14 protein-coding genes are annotated in these 15,955 nt (G+C 48.2%); 12 read left to right on the plus strand and 2 right to left on the minus strand.

Annotated features, from left to right (window positions below):
* Window positions 1-13: 13 nt before the first annotated feature.
* From EAO37_RS04190 to EAO37_RS04205, 4 genes are read left to right on the plus strand one after another with little or no spacing between them, the layout of a single operon-like run.
* Entirely contained in the window at window positions 14-1,030 is a 1,017-nt protein-coding gene (locus tag EAO37_RS04190) for an ABC transporter permease (RefSeq protein WP_120951758.1), read from the plus strand.
* Window positions 1,027-2,130: an ABC transporter permease gene (locus EAO37_RS04195; RefSeq protein WP_120951761.1), complete on the plus strand. Its 1,104-nt coding sequence runs from the start codon at window positions 1,027-1,029 to the stop codon at window positions 2,128-2,130. The genes EAO37_RS04190 and EAO37_RS04195 overlap by 4 nt, the downstream gene beginning before the upstream one ends.
* On the plus strand, window positions 2,123-2,800 hold the full coding sequence (locus tag EAO37_RS04200; protein WP_120944214.1) for an AzlC family ABC transporter permease: 678 nt from the start codon (window positions 2,123-2,125) through the stop codon (window positions 2,798-2,800). The genes EAO37_RS04195 and EAO37_RS04200 overlap by 8 nt, the downstream gene beginning before the upstream one ends.
* Complete coding sequence (locus tag EAO37_RS04205) at window positions 2,797-3,138, plus strand: AzlD domain-containing protein (RefSeq protein WP_120951764.1); 342 nt, start codon at window positions 2,797-2,799, stop codon at window positions 3,136-3,138. Before EAO37_RS04200 ends, EAO37_RS04205 begins: the two co-directional genes overlap by 4 nt.
* Here the strand turns inward: EAO37_RS04205 and EAO37_RS04210 are convergent.
* Entirely contained in the window at window positions 3,135-3,797 is a 663-nt protein-coding gene (locus EAO37_RS04210) for an outer membrane beta-barrel protein (protein ID WP_235852971.1), read from the minus strand. The two genes, EAO37_RS04205 and EAO37_RS04210, sit on opposite strands and share 4 nt — an antisense overlap.
* Before the next feature lie 60 nt (window positions 3,798-3,857).
* Between EAO37_RS04210 and EAO37_RS04215 the strand changes: the two genes are divergently transcribed.
* From EAO37_RS04215 to EAO37_RS04235, 5 genes are read left to right on the plus strand one after another with little or no spacing between them, the layout of a single operon-like run.
* A complete protein-coding gene (locus EAO37_RS04215) occupies window positions 3,858-4,997 on the plus strand; it encodes an MlaE family lipid ABC transporter permease subunit (RefSeq protein WP_205589473.1) in 1,140 nt (379 codons plus the stop codon).
* 7 nt (window positions 4,998-5,004) lie between these two features.
* Window positions 5,005-5,781: an ATP-binding cassette domain-containing protein gene (locus EAO37_RS04220; RefSeq protein ID WP_120944208.1), complete on the plus strand. Its 777-nt coding sequence runs from the start codon at window positions 5,005-5,007 to the stop codon at window positions 5,779-5,781.
* On the plus strand, window positions 5,766-6,641 hold the full coding sequence (locus tag EAO37_RS04225) for an MlaD family protein (protein WP_120944206.1): 876 nt from the start codon (window positions 5,766-5,768) through the stop codon (window positions 6,639-6,641). Before EAO37_RS04220 ends, EAO37_RS04225 begins: the two co-directional genes overlap by 16 nt.
* A complete protein-coding gene (locus tag EAO37_RS04230) occupies window positions 6,638-7,216 on the plus strand; it encodes a hypothetical protein (protein WP_120951767.1) in 579 nt (192 codons plus the stop codon). Before EAO37_RS04225 ends, EAO37_RS04230 begins: the two co-directional genes overlap by 4 nt.
* 8 nt (window positions 7,217-7,224) lie before the next feature.
* On the plus strand, window positions 7,225-8,916 hold the full coding sequence (locus EAO37_RS04235; protein WP_120944202.1) for a tetratricopeptide repeat protein: 1,692 nt from the start codon (window positions 7,225-7,227) through the stop codon (window positions 8,914-8,916).
* Here the strand turns inward: EAO37_RS04235 and waaF are convergent.
* A complete protein-coding gene (gene waaF, locus EAO37_RS04240; RefSeq protein WP_120944200.1) occupies window positions 8,896-9,894 on the minus strand; it encodes a lipopolysaccharide heptosyltransferase II in 999 nt (332 codons plus the stop codon). The two genes, EAO37_RS04235 and waaF, sit on opposite strands and share 21 nt — an antisense overlap.
* Before the next feature lie 86 nt (window positions 9,895-9,980).
* Between waaF and EAO37_RS04245 the strand changes: the two genes are divergently transcribed.
* Genes EAO37_RS04245 through EAO37_RS04255 form a run of 3 tightly spaced genes read left to right on the plus strand, consistent with a single transcriptional unit; the run spans window position 9,981 to window position 15,952 of the window.
* Window positions 9,981-11,573, plus strand: a complete 1,593-nt coding sequence (locus EAO37_RS04245) for a methyl-accepting chemotaxis protein (protein WP_120951770.1) — start codon at window positions 9,981-9,983, stop codon at window positions 11,571-11,573.
* Between the two features lie 54 nt (window positions 11,574-11,627).
* Window positions 11,628-15,200: a DNA polymerase III subunit alpha gene (gene dnaE, locus EAO37_RS04250; RefSeq protein WP_120951773.1), complete on the plus strand. Its 3,573-nt coding sequence runs from the start codon at window positions 11,628-11,630 to the stop codon at window positions 15,198-15,200.
* Entirely contained in the window at window positions 15,200-15,952 is a 753-nt protein-coding gene (locus EAO37_RS04255) for a pseudouridine synthase (RefSeq protein ID WP_120951776.1), read from the plus strand. The genes dnaE and EAO37_RS04255 overlap by 1 nt, the downstream gene beginning before the upstream one ends.
* Window positions 15,953-15,955: the final 3 nt, after the last annotated feature.

A 15,955-nucleotide genomic window follows, 5' to 3' on the forward strand; every position in this document is an offset into this window, starting at 1 on the left:
ATAGCCTTGTGCTGTGTTTGGGCGCGCCTTGTTGTTGTGGGCGTTGTTGGCGGGAATCTTTTATAAAGAACTCCCCACCAAACTCCCCATAGGGATTGTGGATTTGGATCACAGCCACCTTAGCCAAGAGATCACACGCGCTTTAAACGCGAGTAGCACCCTTGCCTTGAAGCGTTTTTACCCCTCCCTTAGCGATGCCAAAGCGGATTTGGACAGTAAGCAAATCTATGGAGCAGTGGTGCTTACCACAGATTTAGAACGCCACACCAAATTGGGGATCAAAACTCCCGTGGTGCTTTACTACGATGCGGAGTTTGTGCTGGTGGGCAAGGCGATTTTGAGTGCCTTTACCCAAGTGCTCATGACCTTGAATGTCAAAAATGATGTCGCCGCCAACTTGGGCGCACAAGGGGATCTCAACACCGCCAAAGCCCTAGCCTTCCCCCTACACGCCAATATCCACCCCCTTTACAATGAAAACAACAACTACGCGCAGTTCCTGCTAGGGGTGATCCTGCCATGCATGTGGCAAATCCTCATCGCTTTGGGCATGCTAAACTTTTTACAACACAGCACCAATACCCTGCAGGCTTTTAACGCCCTGCTTCTCAATTGCGCTATTTTCAGTGTGTGGGGGATTTTAATGTTGGGATTTTTAAAGCCCTATTATACACATTTAGGGTTGCTCTTGGGGGGGGTGGTGTTGATGACACTCAGCATTTCTAGCGTGGTTTTGCTCTTGCACACCCTTTTCAACGATCCCATTAGAAGCACTTCGGTGATCGCGGCTTATACCGCCCCCTCGCTAGCCTTTGTGGGGGTAACTTACCCGGTGAGTAACATGGGCGTGTTAGGGGAGTTTTGGGGGTCTTTATTGCCTGTAAGCTACTTTATTAAAGCTTTGATCGCCCTAGCCCACTATAGCGATGGGGCACTCTTGGCGTGGCAATCCTTATTGAAAATGGGGTTTTTCTTGCTGTTCTTGCCCTTGGGCTTGTGCTTATCTTATCTCAAAGAGAAACGCGCATGAGGGTGTTTTTAGAGGAGTTTAAAGCCATTTTTACGCATGCCGGGGTGCGCTTTATCATCATTGTAGGACCCTTGTTTTACGCCTTTCTCTATCCCTTGCCCTATAAAAACGACATCGTAACACGCCAGGCAGTCGTGCTAGTGGATTTGGATCAAAGCACGCTTTCTAGACGGCTTGTGCGCATGTTAGAGAGCGCGCCCAATATCCATATCACGCATTTTTCCCAATCCCCCCAAGAGGCTAAAAAATTATTAGAAACAGAGAAAGTCTACGCCATTGTGCTGATCCCTAAGTTTTTTGAGCGCGCCATTTACACCAGCACCCCCGCACGCGTAGAGCTCTACACCAACGCCAATTACTTCCTCATTTACAGCGCGATCGCCAACGCGGTAGTGGATGTGCTAGATGCCCTAAGCGATGCGATCAAAACCCACAAAAGCCTATTTGAAAGCGAGATCGCCAAAGAACACAGCCTCTTTATCTTGCAAACCATCCCGCTTTACAACCCCTCTGTGGGCTATCTTAACTACGCCATCGCCAATGTCTTTATTTTCATTTTGCACCAAACTTTACTCATGGGAGCTAGTATGCTTACCTGCGCGCAAGGGCGTTCTTACCCCCAATTCTCTAGTGCGCTGAGTTTTATTTGGGTGCGCTGTGTGTGTTTTAGTCTGATCTACGCCTTTTTAGCCTTGTTCTACTTGGGAGTGCTTTTTCCCTACTATGGGATTCATATCCATGCTAACCCCTCTGTGTTGCTAGCGATCATGCTGGTGTTTTTGATGAGCACAGCAAGTTGTGGGGTGGTGTTGGGCACTTTTGTGCGCAAAGGCGTGCAAGCAGCCCAAATTGTGCTGATCTCTTCTTTACCCTTGATCTTTATGGTGGGCTTTATTTGGCCCTTAGAACTCTTGCCTAGCTTTTTGCGCCTCCTCTTGCAGATTGTGCCTGCCTACCATGGCATCTCTTCTATGGTGATGTTAAACCAATTAGGCGCGCCCTTGAGCGCGCTCTTTGGGCATGTGATCTATTTGGTGGGAATCTTGGGGTTAGCTCTGTGTGTGGGTGCGTGGCGACTCTCAAGGAAATCTCTTGCCTAGCTTTTTGGCTTTTAAAGAAGCCTTTCCCCACACCATCCCTTTGTTAGTGGGCTTTATTCTAGTGGGCGCGACTTTTGGGGTGTTGGTGCAACAAGCCGGGTATGGATTCTTGATCGCGGTGTTTATGAGTGTGTTTATCTACGCCGGCGCGGTGCAGTTTTTGGTGGTGGGTTTGTTGGGCGCGCATGCGGACTTGCTCAATATTTTTCTCTTGGTGGCGTTGCTCAATGCGCGCCAAATTTGCTACGCGATCGCCATGCTTGAGCCCTTCAGCGCATCGGGTAAGCGGGTGTTTTACCTCTCCCACACCCTCACAGATGAAAGCTTTTCGCTTCTAAGTTTTGCTAAAGCCAAGCAGAGCGATCCTCAAGATTTCATGTTAGCTGTCTGCTTGCTTAACCAAGTGTATTGGGTGGTGGGGACGGCTTTGGGAGCGATCTTGGGCGAGGGGTTTAGCCTCAATGTGGAGGGCATTTCCTTTATTGTGGCGGGGACTTTTTTGGTGATTTTTATGGAGCAGTGGCGCGCCACAGAACGCCACGCCCCCGCACTCATCGGCTTATTGAGCGCGCTGGGGTGTTTTTTGCTCTTTGGCAAAACCCATTTTCTCTTACCCACATTATTAGTGATGGTTAGCCTTTTTATCTTCTTTAAAAAGCGTTTGGAGTGAGCGATCTGTATGTGTGGCTAGCCCTCATCATCACAGCCACCACCACCTATTTTATCCGCATCTTCCCCTTTTTGCTCTTTAACGCCAAACGCCCCGCGCCTAAGGTATTGCTCTACTTGGGGCGGGTGTTGAGCTTGGGCGTGGTGGGGATGTTGATTGTCTATAGCCTCAAAGACGCGCCTTTTTCTACTCCCCCCTATGGGCTTAATGAAGTGTTGGCGGTGGCTTGTGTGGTGATCTTGCATGCCCTCTTGCGTGTCTTTGCGCTGAGTGTTATCGGGGGCACAGCGCTTTACATGTGGCTGGTGCAAAGCGCGTTTTTGAATCAATTCTTTTAGAATTTGTAAAGATACATGCAATTGAACATCAAGGAGGTTTCAAAGCGATCGGAGGCAAGCAGGGTTTTATTAGTGGGCAGGAGTTTTACACCTACCTCAAGGCGGTGTTTGGTGTAAAGCGTGAGAGTGATCCCGCCCTGCACAATGAGTCCAGCCGTGTAGATCACATGCTTGTTTTTAAAACTAAAGTCCGCATCATCGGTGTAGATCACTGCCCCAAAACCCGCCCCCCCATATACCCCTAAGAAATGCTGGTAAGAGCGCGTCAAATGGATTTCTAAAGGGATTTCTAGCCCTAGGCTAGCCACCCCATAAAAAGAGTTAGAGGGGTTGTATTTGGCGCGCCAATTCACGCTGGAAGTGGCTAAATCCAACGCGATAAATCCGCGTAATCCGATGTAATTTTGAAAAAAGGTCTGCAACCCTCCCTTGAAACTCAAAATGGCAGGGAAACTTTTCAATTTGGTGTTCTTGTAATCTTTTTTGATATTGATCATCCCAAAACCCATGCCAAAATACCCGCCATTTTTTAATCTGAGCTGTTTGTGTTGGTTATAAAGGCGCGTATAAGTGTCCTGTTCTTTGAGCCACATCTTTTCTTGTGCGCCCAAGGCGATCTGCAAACCCCAACCCAACAAGACAATCCGTGCGCGCTTCAAACTACTACCCGTTATGCTTTTATTGTATAATAGCACACAGCCCCCACAATTTTAATGTGGATGACTTTTGCACTAAGGGATCTTGTGGTCGCGACAGCACCTGTGGGTTATGTGGAGTCTAATACCCTATTTTTGCGCGGAGATTGGGATTTTAAAACCCCTGCAGGCGCGCTCAAGCAATTGGAGGGCGTGATTAAGAACGCCCCACCCATCCAAGCGATTGATTTTAAAGAAGTGGGGAGTTTGGATTTTGTCTTTTTGATGTTGCTCTATGATCTGCTCGGGCGTAAGAAGCCCGCGTTTCTCAACGCCAATATTTACAACGGGCGGGTGTTGGAGGTGGTGGAGAGTTGGGTAAGAGAGGATCCTAGCATTTTGGCTAGAGAACAACCCAGCCGTCCCAAACACAATCCCATCGCCAAATTAGGTCAGAGCGTGGCTTCCTTTTTTAATACCGTGCTCAACACCTTTAATTTCTGTGGCATGGTGCTTTATTTTTTGGGGCGCGCGTTTATCAAACCCAAGAGTCTATGCCTAACCCCCCTCATCCACCACATCCATGAGAGTGGGTTTAAGGTGTTGCCTGTGAGCATTCTAACCGTCTTTGTGGTGGGCTTTGCGATCGCTTTGCAGGGGGCAATCCAGTTGCAAGAATTGGGTTTTCCTTTGATGAGTATTGAGATGACCGCCAAGCTAGCCCTAAGAGAGATGGGTCCCTTTATTTTAACTTTAGTGGTGGCAGGGCGGAGCGCCTCTAGTTTTACCGCCCAGATTGGGGTGATGAAGATCACCGAAGAACTCGATGCGATGCACACCATGGGGCTTAATCCCTTTGCATGGTTAGTCCTGCCCAGAGTGTTAGCCCTAGTGATCGTGATGCCCCTGATGGTTTTTATTGCCGATGCCTTTGCGCTCTTGGGGGCGATGGTGGCGATCAAATACCAGCTAGGGGTTACCTTTAGCCACTATGTCGCGCGCTTGCACGAGAATGTGGGTTTGAGTCATTTCTTTGTAGGGCTCATTAAAGCCCCCTTTTGGGGTTTTGCCATCGCTTTGGTGGGGTGTATGCGCGGGTTTGAAGTCAAGGGGGATACCGAGTCCATTGGCACACTCACCACTATAAGCGTGGTGAACGCGTTGTTTTGGATCATCTTTTTAAACGCGTTGTTTTCGGTGATCTTTAGCAGATTGGATATGTAGGTTCGCTATGACGACACCGCGTTTGATTGAGGTTTGCGATCTCTACACCGCTTATGGCGCGCATGTGATCCATAAGGGCGTGAGTTTTTCGGTTTACAAGGGAGAGGTTTTGGCGATCTTGGGGGGGAGTGGGAGTGGGAAGAGCACTTTACTAAGGAGCATGATCTTACTCAACAAACCCCTGAAGGGCACAATCCGCATTTTTGGCATGGATATTTGGCAACTCAAGGAGGCACAACGCTACAAACTCTTCCACCGCATTGGGATGCTATTCCAATTTGGCGCGCTCTATAGCTCTTTGAGCGTGTTGGAGAATGTGGGCATCATGCTTGAAGAGCACAGTGCCTACCCCAAAAGCAATATTGTAGAAATCTCTAAAATGTGGCTCGATCGCGTGGGGTTAAGCAAGCAAGTTTACCACCTCTACCCCTATGAGCTCAGTGGCGGGATGAAAAAGCGCGTGGGGCTAGCAAGAGCGATGGCGACCAATCCAGATATTTTGTTCTTAGATGAGCCCACTAGCGGGCTAGACCCCTATTCGGCTGATAAATTTGACGCGCTGATTCTCTCGCTCAAAGAAGCCTTAAAACTCACCGTGGTGATGATCACCCATGATCTAGACTCCATTAAAAACGCCGTAGATCGCTTTATCATGCTCAAAGACGGGCTGATTAGTTTTGATGGGACTTTGGCTGAGTTTGTGCAACGCACCAAGCAAGTGCCTTTAGAAGAGGGCAATCTATTCAATTCCACACGAGGAGAGAAGTTTTGGAAAGACATGTGAATTACACCTTGATTGGGGGGATTTTCTTGGCTTGTGTAGCCAGCATGGCTATTTTCATCATGTGGCTAGGGCATGTCAATTTTGAAGAAGAGGACTACTTGCGCTATGTGGTCTATACAGACAAGGATTTAAGTGGGATTGGGGCTAACACCCCCATTAATTACAAGGGAATCCAAATTGGCACGATCAAAGCCGTAGGTTTTGATCCCCAACATTTAGGGGTGGTTAAACTCACTATTGACATCAAAAGCAAAGTGCCCATCACCAAGGACGCGACTCTCAAGGTAGAATCACAGGGCTTGGTGGGGATCAAGTATCTAGCCTTGATTCAGGGCAAGTCTAAAGAGTTTTACACCAAAAGCGATTCTGAGCGCATCTTGCACTACGAACAGAGTTTTTTAGAAAAACTCAGCAATAGCGCGGGGCATATCTCCAATGAGGTGCTAGGGATCATCAAGAGCATCGATCAAATTCTAAGCCCGGAGAATGTAGAAAATATCCACAAGATTATCGCCTCTATCCAACAGAGCGCGCAGGGCTTGGATGCGACTAAAAACGACTTAGATCGCCTCCTAGTTAAAGCGCACCAAACCCTAGAAAAAGGCGATGTCTTGTTATCCAAAGGCGATACCCTGTTTAATAAGGGCAGTGTCTTGCTCCAACATGGCGATCAACTAATCCTTGATGTCGATCACAAGGTGCAACAGGGGCAATTTGATCTAAAGAGCATGTTAAGCCCCCTACTCATGCAAGCCCAATTGAGTTTGCGCAATATCGATCAATTCGTGCAAAAAGGATCGTTGCTCATGGATAAATTTGACACCAACCCCTATAAAACTCTCTTTGGGGAACATAAATGAGGGCTTGGTTGATCGCGCTGTTTGTGCCCCTGTTGAGCGGGTGTTTGAATCTCAATCTCAAACAGACCTTGCCGGAGATAAGCTATTACGATCTCAACACCCAAAGCGCGCCCCCCGTGTGCGCCCACCCTAAAAGCCTTGCTTTGGTGGGGGTGTTGGGCGCGGATTTGATCAACACTAAGGACATCTTGATCAAACGCTCTGATGGACGCATTGAGCGCGCCAGCAGAGAAAAATTTGCGGACTTACCCATCAATATGCTTAAAAACATGCTCGTTTTAGAGGCGATGCGCCAATGTTTGATCTTGAGTGTGCCTCCTAGCAACGCGCAAGATAGCCTTAAACTCAGCTTGCTCTCCTTGGGCTTGGTCCAAGAGGGGCGCGTTTACAAAGCCCAGATTGTGCTCTCTGTAGACACCAATACCCAGAGTTTCATGGTGTTAAAAAGCCAACCCACCGCGCTAGTGCCTGAAAACAAGGATATAGAACTCCCCATAGGCGTGATTCAAGCCCTGCAACAAGTCAGCGCGCAGGCGATCGCACAGGTCATTAACCAAGTGAAAACCAGCTTATAAGGACGGGCATGCTAGAGAACGAACGCAGCAACCATGCACCAGACAGCTTTGAAGAGGTCTTACAAGAAGATTTAGAATCTAGAGATGAGGAGAGTCAATCTAGTGTTTATAAGGAATTTTTGGACATGGCGCATAAAGCCTATAGAGAACGCCATTATGAAGAAGCTCTCTCTAGCTACCAGCAAGCCGCAGAACTTGGGAGTTCTAGGGCTTTGGTGTATTTAGGCGTGATGTATGCCAATGGGAGGGGGGTAGCCCAAGATGACGCTAAAGCCTTGGACTATTTCCAGCAAGCTGCCAATCTGGGCGACACACAGGGTTTTGTCAATTTGGGCGTGATGTATAACTTGGGCAAGGGGGTCAAAAAGGATTACCAAAAAGCCTTAGACTACTTCAAACATGGGGCTAGTTTGGAAGATGTGAACGCCTTGAATTACTTGGGGTTAATGTACCGCACGGGCAATGGGGTGGGCGTGGACTATGCTAAAGCCCTAGAGTATTACCAGCAGGCTGCCGATCGCGGGAGTGTGAAAGCCTTGGTGAGCTTGGGGAGCATTTATTACACCGGGCATGGGGTGAGCAAGGATTATACCAAAGCCCTAGAATACTTCCAACAAGCCGCTGATTTGGGCGATGCACGCGCGTGTTATAACCTAGCTGTCATGTATGAAAATGGGGAGGGGGTGGAGCAGGATATAGAGAAATCCCTAGAACTCTTCAAAGAATCCGCGCAATCAGGCTTTGCTCAAGCCACTTGCGCCTTAGCCAACATGTATGAAAGGGGCGAGGGGGTGGAGCAGGACATGGACAAGGCGATCGCGCTTTATCAAGAGGCTGGAGAAATGGGGAATGCGGATGCTCTCTCTAATTTGGCGACTTTATACCGCACCGGTAAAGGGGTGGAACAGGATAAATACACGGCGATTGCTTACTACAAAGAAGCCGCAGATTTAGGTGATGCGCAGGCTTTTGCCAATTTGAGTGCCATGAATACCCAAGTGAGCAATCACAAGGCGCAAACTCTTTATAATTTAGGCGTGGTTTATACCGATGGACAGGGGGTGCCAAAAGATGAGGCTAAGGCTTTAGATTATTTCCAACAAGCCGCCAAACTTGGGCATGCTAAGGCTAATTACAATTTGGGGGTGATTTATAATAGGGGGTTGGGAGTGCAAAAGGACGCGATTCAGGCGTTCTCCCATTTCCAAGAGGCAGCTAGATTGGGCGATGACAAGGCTTATTACAATTTGGGGGTGATGTGCGAATATGGCAGAGGCACGCCACAAGACATCCCCCAAGCCATTCTCTACTTTGAAGAGGCGGCTAAAATGGATAATGCTAGTGCCCTGCACCATTTGGGTTCGCTCTACCATATAGGCAAGGGTGTAGAAAAAGATATTCCAAAAGCCTTTGCCTACTTCCATAAAGCCGCGCAGTTGGGTTCGATCAAGGACTGCTACAATGTGGGGGTAATGTATAGTATGGGTGATGGGGTGGAGCGCGACATCGAACAAGCGCTTAGTTTTTTCCAAAAGGCTGCCAATGAGGGCAATTCTAACGCGCTGTATAACATGGGGTTGATCTACTACCAGGGCGAGGGGGTGCAAAAGGACTTGGATAAGGCTAAAGATTGCTTCAAGCGCGCAAGCGAGTTGGGGAATAAAAAAGCCAGTGAAATCTTAGCTGTTTTGAAGAGTTAGCAATTCTTGGGCGTGCCCAATCACCTCCTCAGGGGTGATCTCTTGCATGCAGGCATGGGGTTTGATTGCCCCCCCGGGCTGGAGCGGGCAGATGCGCTTTTTACAAGGCGCGCAGGGCAGGTTTTTAGAAATGAGGCGCGCATGGGGGTGTTGCCATGGGCTAGTTTCTTGCATGTCAGTAGGACCAAAAAGGGCGATCAAGGGGATTTGCAAAGCGGTGGCGATATGCATAGGACCGCTATCATTGGTGATAAAGAGATCAAGGGTGGCTAACATGACGATGAGCTCTTGCAAAGTGGTTTGGTTGCAAAGATTGATGAGTTTAGGATGACTCCCAATGAGGCGCGCAATTTCTCCCACCACTGCTAAATCCCCCTGCGCGCCAAACAAATACACTTCATAGCTTTGATCTAAAAAATGCGCCCCCACTTGGGCGAAATGCTTTGCACTCCAACGCTTCGCGCTCCCATAAGCTGCCCCCGGGTTGAGCCCGATGCGCTTACCTAGTTTGTGCGCTGGGGGGGTGTGGAGTTTGAGGGGGGGAGGGGTGGGGTCTAAATGGGGGATACACGCGCTTAAAAGGTGGTAATAACGCTCCACTTGGTGGGCATTAGCAAGGGGTTTAGGGGTGTGTGTGAGCAAAAAAGTGCGCCCAAACTTGGCATAACCAATGCGCATGGGGGTTTTTGTGAAGTAGAGTAACAACGCGCTGTAAATGTGGTTGGTCAGCGTGATTGCTAGATCGCAGATGCCGATGCGTTTAGCCAGTTGGTAGGTGGCTAATAGGCGATTCTTGGCTTGCTTGGTGGTGTCAATGATGGTAGTAATGTTAGGATCATCTTTAAAAAGCGCGCACACCACAGCAGAACCCACAAGAATAAATGCGCTCTCTTTGTAGTGAGACCTTAAAGTCTCAAGCATAGGGGTTGCCATCACCCCATCGCCTAGCCAATTAGGCAAACGCAGTAAAATTTTCATGCTCAACCACACCCGTTAAGATCGTAGGGGGTATGTTACGATAGAACATGTTATATTCACTTAAATTTATCTAATATGGACGGGTATTGAAAAGCATCAGAACTAAGGCGACAATCTATGCCATGGTAGGGTTTTTGCTGGTGATGGGGGTGGTTTATGTTTCCTTGCGCGCGGGGTATGAAAATCTAGCGACCAAACAGAGTGTAGAGCTCATCCAAGTGTTAAACCAAGCCCTAATGAATAGTGTGAAAGAAGCCGCGCTCACAGGGGACCCCCAACAGCTCAAATTGGTTATCCATGATAGCACCAGCATTGAAGGGGCGCAGGTGAGCTTTGTGCCCTCTAAGGAGGTGATCGCGTTGTTTGGGTTAAATGAGCCTTTTACAGACAATGTAGAAATGCAACAGATTTTCAAAAACAAAGACCCCCAAAGGCGCACCCGCCTGATTTCTGAGGGGAATCAACACCATATCCTCTTGCGCCAACCCTTTATCGCCGATAAGCTTTGTCTAAATTGCCATGTCAATTCCCAACTAGGCGATGTGATCGCGATCTTGAATGTGCGCTTTGATCTGACCAAAACCTACGATCAAATCTTTAGCAACACCCTTAAGACGCTGGGTTATATTTTGGGGGTGTTCTTGGGTATTAGCCTCATCATGTTTTTTGTGGTGGAGAAGGACCTTTTTAAACCCTTAATGCGTTTGAGAAGCATGGCAGGCACGCTCACCCAAAGCAAGGAAGCGGATTTGACAAAACGCCTAGAGAGCAAGGTCTTAGATGAGGTGGGGAGCACCTCGCATTACTTCAATCTCTTTATCCAAAAGATTCAAGGCATTGTGCAGAGTGGGAAAAATATCCTCTCTTCTAATGTTGCCATTAGCCACTCTATTAAAGAAACTTCTCAAAGTTTAAAATCTAATGAAGTGCATGAAACCACCAGCATTGAAACTATGCACCAACTCAGCCAAGAGGTGGACAAAAATTCTAGCGCAGCCCTAGACTTGCTAGAGCGCGCCACCACCACGATTCAGAGCGCCGATCGCATGATGCAAGAGTTTTCTCAAAGTATGAATGGTTATGTGCAACTCTCCCTAGATGCCTCTAAAAACCAGATTGAGATCGCCAACGACTCCACAACCCTCATCGCCCAAGCTAACGAAATTAAGGGAGTGTTATCCATCATTGAGGGCATTGCCAACCAAACCAATTTACTAGCCCTGAATGCCGCCATTGAAGCCGCACGCGCGGGCGAGCATGGGCGCGGGTTTGCGGTGGTGGCTGATGAGGTGCGCAAACTAGCCGAGCAAACCCAACAGTCTTTAGCAGAGATTGCTAGCATGGTCAATGTGGTAACTCAAAGCATTGAGGGGATGGGCGGGCGCATTAAAAAGATTGCTTTGGAGTCTGAGCAAATCTCTAGTGAAGCCTCCGGCTTGGTGAATCGAATCGATGGGGTGCAGGAGAGTCTATCTATCTCTAAGCAAACCTCCCTAGAAGCGATCGCTAGCAATCAAGAGATCTGTTCTAAAATCCAAGAGATCGCCAAAGTTACCCAAGATCTAGTAGATATGTTTAAGAACATGAAAAGCGAGCGCGCCAAACTAGAGGGCAATGTTAAAGAAATGCTCAATAACAACGCCCAGCTAGACTCAGAGTTTTCTAAATTCAAGGTATGAGGCTTTTAAGAGGCTTTTTAGCCCCTCTGCTCTAGCATGTGGCAAAGGACACACATGGAAAACTTTACTCATTTACATTTACACACCGAATACTCCCTACTAGATGGGGCAAACAAGATCAAAATCCTAGCCCAGCGCATTAAAGAGTTGGGGATGACCAGTGTGAGCATGAGCGACCATGGAAACATGTTTGGGGCGATCGATTTTTACACCTGCATGAAAAAAGAGGGGATCAAACCCATTATTGGGATTGAAACCTATTTACACAATGCCGAAAAATTAGACGACAAACAGTCGCGCCAACGCTTTCACCTCTGCCTCTATGCTAAAGATCAAGAGGGCTATGCAAATCTGATGTATCTAAGCTCACAGGCGTTTCTCAAGGGCTTTTATTACTACCCGCGTATTAATAAAAAACTGCTCAAAGAACGCGCTAAGGGCTTGATTTGCTCAAGCGCGTGTTTGCAAGGGGAGATTAATTGGCATCTCAACCTCAACAACCCTAGAAATAAGCAATATGGCGCAAAGGGCTATGAGGAGGCTAAGCGTATCGCCTGCGAGTATCAAGACATTTTTGGGGATGATTTTTACATGGAAATCATGCGCCATGGCATTGCCGATCAACTCTACATTGACGAGCAACTCATCAAGCTCTCTTTAGAAACGGGCATTAAGCTCATTGCTACTAACGACACCCACTACACCAAGCAGGAGGACGCGCGCGCCCAAGAGGTCGCTATGTGTGTGGCGATGAACAAAACTTTTGGAGATAAGGATCGCTTAAAACACTCCGTGCATGAGTTTTACATCAAATCCCCCGCGCAGATGGCACAACTTTTTGCAGACATCCCAGAAGCTTTAGAGCACACCCAAGAGATCGCGCGCAAATGCCAACTAGAATTAGACCTTAAAGACGACTCCAACCCCCCCACCCCTCCGCGCTTTAAATTCACCAAAGAATACGCCACCAACGAGGGGCTAGACTTTGAAGAAGACGCGCTCTACTTTGCCCACAAAGCTAGAGAGGGCTTAAAAAAACGCCTAGAGAATGTCGCCCCTCATTTGCACGCCACTTACCAAGAACGCCTAGAATACGAGATCAAAACCATTGTAGAGATGAAATTTGCCGGCTACATGCTCATCGTATGGGATTTTATCCGCCATGCACGAGAGAGCGGGATACCTGTAGGTCCGGGGCGCGGTTCAGCTGCGGGAAGCTTGGTCGCCTTTTGTTTGCAAATAACAGACATTGACCCACTCAAATACGACCTACTCTTTGAGCGCTTTTTGAACCCCGAGCGCGTGAGTATGCCCGATATTGATACCGACTTTTGTCAAAGACGGCGGGGCGAGATGTTAGACTACATGGTCTCCAAATATGGAAGATACAATGTCGCCCAAGTGATCACCTTTAACAAAATGTTAGCTAAGGGGGTGATTCGCGATGTGGCGCGCGTGCTGGACATGCCCTATAAAGAAGCCGATGAAATGGCTAAACTCATTCCTAATCGTCTAGGAATCACCCTTAAAGAAGCCTTTGAATTAGAACCCAAGATCGCGATGCTCATCAATACCAACGAAACCGCCAAGCAGGTTTGGGAGTTTGCCCTAAGCCTAGAGAATCTGAACCGCTCTGCGGGCAAGCATGCGGCTGCGCTGGTGGTGGATAGCGAGCGCGAACTCTGGCACAAGACCCCACTTTACACCAGTGAGCGCACGGGGGGAATTGTTACCCAATACTCTATGAAGTATTTAGAGGCGGTGGACTTAATTAAGTTTGACTTCTTGGGGCTCAAAACTTTGAGCGTGATTGATGACGCGCTCAAACTCATTGAAAAATACGCCCATAAAAAAATCGACTTTTTAAGCATGGACATGGACGACCCAGAGGTTTACAAGACTATGCAAGAGGGCAACACCATTGGGATCTTCCAAATTGAATCGGGCATGTTCCAAACCCTCAATAAACGCCTACGCCCCTCTTGTTTTGAGGACATCATCGCCACCATCGCTTTAGGGCGACCCGGACCTATGGAGTCGGGGATGGTGGATGATTTTGTCAATCGCAAACACGGATTAGAGCCCATCACTTATGCTTTTGAGGCACTAGAACCCATTTTGCGCCCCACTTATGGGACCATTGTCTATCAAGAGCAAGTGATGCAGATTGTGCAGACCATCGGGGGCTTTTCTTTGGGCGAGGCGGATTTGATCCGCCGTGCGATGGGTAAAAAGGACGCACAGATCATGGCGGATAACCGCGCCAAATTCATCGAGGGGGCGCGCAAAAAGGGTTACGAGGCGGACAGGGCGGGTGATCTTTTCGATCTGATCGTCAAATTTGCCGGTTATGGCTTTCCAAAAACCCACTCGACTGCTTACGCCATGCTCACCTTCCAAACCGCCTATCTGAAAACCCACTACAAACACGAGTTTATGGCAGCGATGATCAGCAGTGAATGCCGCCACATTGAGGAAGTTGCCCACTATGTAGAGGAGGCGAGCTCTATGGGCATTAAAGTGCAACGTCCCCATGTGAATGTGTCCGATGTGCGCTTTAGGGTGCAAGAGGAGGGGGGAGAAAAATATATTGTCTTTGGTTTGGAGGCGATCAAGGGCGCAGGTGAAGGACCTTTGGGCACTCTGGTAGAAATCCGTGAAAAACATGGCGCGTTTAAAGATTTGCAAGATTTTATCAGCAAAATCGACTTTTCCAAGTTTAGCAAGCGCATTTTAGAACCCTTGATCAAATCGGGGAGTTTGGACAATTTGGGCTACAATCGGCGCACCATGCTAGAAAATTTGGATGCGATCTGTGAGGAGGGGCGCAGAAAGGACAAGACAAACGCCCAAATGCGCGCGGGGTTGTTTGCAGACGCCCAAGTTGAGCGCGCCCACTTGGAGCTAACCCCCTATGAGGAGTATGATGACAACACTCTATTAGATTTTGAATACGAGTGCATGGGGATTTACTTTTCAGGACACCCCTTAAATGAGTTTAAGGATCAAATCAAGCCCCTAAAAAACATTCTCAAAAGCACGGATATTAAACGCGTGGAGTTGGGGAGTAATGTGGTCTTAGTGGGCAAGATTTTAGAGCTCAAGCGCAAATTAGGCAAAAAGAGTAAAAAGCCCTATGGCGAGGCGGTGATCGTGGATTTATCTGGGCGTTTTGAGCTGATGCTTTTTGAGCGCCAACTCAATACCTTGGAACAATTAGATAGCAATTTACCCTTAGCGTTCAAATGCAAGGTGGAGGAACAAGAGGAGGTCGCGCGTTTGCGCCTCTTTGAGATCAAAACCTTAGAGCAGATCGCCACAGAAAAGATCGCTAAAGTGCGCTACAAAGCAGAGGCACAACCTAGCGACATCGAGCCCTTAGACTTGCAAGCCGACTTTAATAAGGGCACTTCTTGCTTGCAAGGGCAACCCTTGTGTTTGGTGGTGGATACTAGCGTGCCTGTGGAGTTATTTGCCCACTTAAAAGAGGTCGCCCACACGCACAAGGGCGAGCGCGCGTTATGCGTGATCTTTAAGCAAAAGGATAAAAAGATCACCATTAGCACCCCTTTAAGAGTGAGCGCGCAGATCAAAGAGAGCTTTAAAAATTATCAGTGGGTGGATTGATGCGCTTAAATCAGTTTATCGCGCGTTATGCGCATTGCTCGCGCCGTCAAGCCGATACCTTGATTGCAGAGGGCAAGGTCAAGATCAACCACCAAATCGCCAATTTCACCACGCCTCTAAAACCAGAGGATAAAATCTTTGTAGAGGGCAGATTGCTTAAAATCCCCAAAGCCCCGCGCTATAGCGTGATTATCTACCACAAGCCTAAGGGGGAGTTGGTGGCGCGCAAGGATAATCGCGCCCGCCGCACTATCTTTGAGAGCTTGGAGCGTAAATTCGCCCATTTTATCCCTGTGGGGCGTTTGGATTTTGCCTCTAGTGGGCTTTTATTATTGAGTGATCATAGTGGGGTAGCTAGCGCGTTAATGCACAGCGCGCTAGAGCGGGTGTATTTGCTCAAAATTGAGGGACCTATTACCCCTGAGATTGTAGAGGGCATGCAAACAGGGATTTGCTCCTCTAAGGGCGCACATCCCAAAAATCCTAAACAGAGCCTGCAACTCCCCCCCTTTGCCCATTGCCACATCCTCAAAAACCACCCGCATTTTTCTAAGCTCAAAATCACTCTCACAGAGGGCAAGAATAGAGAATTGCGCCGCTTTTTCGCCCATTTTGATCGCGCGGTGTTAGATTTACAACGCGTCTCTTATGGCTTTACCCATCTTAATGCCCTCCCGGTAGGCAAAACCCGCTATCTAAACCCCAAAGAATACCAGCATTTACATGCTTTTTTAAAAGATGTGAGGCTTTAAGAC

The organism is Helicobacter sp. L8 (assembly GCF_003660355.1).
GTDB lineage: Bacteria > Campylobacterota > Campylobacteria > Campylobacterales > Helicobacteraceae > Helicobacter > Helicobacter labacensis.